The sequence below is a fragment of the Micromonospora mangrovicola genome (assembly GCF_047200535.1).
Taxonomy (GTDB): domain Bacteria; phylum Actinomycetota; class Actinomycetes; order Mycobacteriales; family Micromonosporaceae; genus Micromonospora.
The window spans coordinates 1-448 of the sequence record NZ_JBJZOG010000278.1 but is presented as its reverse complement, the minus strand read 5'-3'; the positions used below and the strand labels follow the sequence as shown (position 1 = coordinate 448).

Here is a 448-nt window from a genome sequence, read left to right as displayed (position 1 = left end):
GGACGAACTCCGGACGACGCTTCGCCTCGTCCGGCTCCATCCCGTTGATGGTGTCGAGCCGGACCAGCGGGTTGTACTTGTCGCGCCGCTGCTCGCCGTCCCGGGCCGCGCGCACCGCACCGGTGATGGCGTCACCGCGACGCAGGCCGTACTTCTTGATCTGGGACATCGAGACGTACACGTCGTTCGGGCCGGCGAGGTAGCCGGTGGTGCGCACGAAGGCGTAGTTGTCGAGCACGTCGATGATGCCGGCGACCGGGACGAGCACGTCGTCCTCGCCGACCTGCGGCTCCCGGCCGCCACCGTCGCCCTCGCCCCGCTCGCCACGGCCACGCCGACGGTCCCGGAACCGGCTGCGCCGACTGCGTCGGCCGCCGCCCTCGCCGTCCTCGTCACCGTCGTTGTCGCGCTCGGCCCGCTGGCCACGGTCGTTGCGGTCGCCGCGGTC

Annotated in this window: 1 pseudogene; it reads right to left on the bottom strand. The window is 72.8% G+C overall.

Annotated elements, in window-relative coordinates:
- Positions 1-448: pseudogene (locus ACL02O_RS34465) on the bottom strand (transcription termination factor Rho); the annotation flags it as partial.